Genomic DNA, 770 nt, shown 5'->3' with positions numbered 1-770 from the left:
CGGGTTTGTCACGTTAACCCGAGCACGGTGACAAGGCGTGTAGACGGGTTGGCATGACCAAACCCGTTATCTACAAGCGCCATCGTTTCCCACCTGAGGTCATTACCCATGCGGTCTGGTTGTACTTCCAGTTCCCACTGAGCCTTCGGCTGGTCGAGGAGATGCTGCTCGAGCGCGGCATCCTCGTCTCTTACGAGACCGTCCAGCGGTGGGCTCTGAAGTTTGGATCGATTTACGCCCGCCGCCTCAAGCGCAAAGCGCCGAGCCGCCATGACATCTGGCACCTCGACGAGGTCGTAATCACCATAGCGGGCAAGAGGCACTGGCTCTGGCGGGCCATCGACCAGAACGGATATGTCCTTGACGAGATCGTTCAGAGCCGGCGTGATACCAAGGCCGCCAAGCGCTTGCTGAGGCGTCTGTTGAAGAAGCAGGGCGGTGCGCCGCGGCGGATGATCACCGACAAGCTCGGCTCCTATGCTGCCGCTCGCCGCCAGGTCATGCCATCGGTCGAGCATCGTTCGCACAAGAGGCCGAATAACAGGGCAGAGAATTCGCATCTGCCGCTGCGCCGACGCGAGCGGATCATGCAAGGCTTTCGATCACCGGGAGGCCTGCAGAGGTTTACCACTGTCTTCTCAGCCGTCCGCAACCTCTTCGTCCCACCTCGTTCCCGCCGCTCCGCCCTTGGTATCCACCTCTATCGCATCAACGCCATGGCAGAATGGAGAGCCGCGGCGGGTCTCATTGATTGAGCTGGTTAAGCGGCC

General features: G+C 60.8%; 1 protein-coding gene. It reads left to right on the top strand.

The window, feature by feature from the left end; genetic code table 11:
- The first annotated feature begins 53 nt into the window (after positions 1-53).
- Complete coding sequence (locus tag JKL45_RS29685; protein WP_201865371.1) at positions 54-755, top strand: IS6 family transposase; 702 nt, start codon at positions 54-56, stop codon at positions 753-755.
- The last annotated feature ends 15 nt before the right edge of the window (positions 756-770 follow it).

It is taken from the genome of Microvirga soli (assembly GCF_016734765.1).
Taxonomy (GTDB): Bacteria; Pseudomonadota; Alphaproteobacteria; order Rhizobiales; family Beijerinckiaceae; genus Microvirga; species Microvirga soli.
This window is presented reverse-complemented; position numbering and strand designations above follow the sequence as displayed.

Coding starts and splice junctions, on each gene's coding strand:
- JKL45_RS29685 (WP_201865371.1), top strand. CDS start 54: ATGACCAAACCCGTTATCTACAAGCGCCATCGTTTCCCACCTGAGGTC.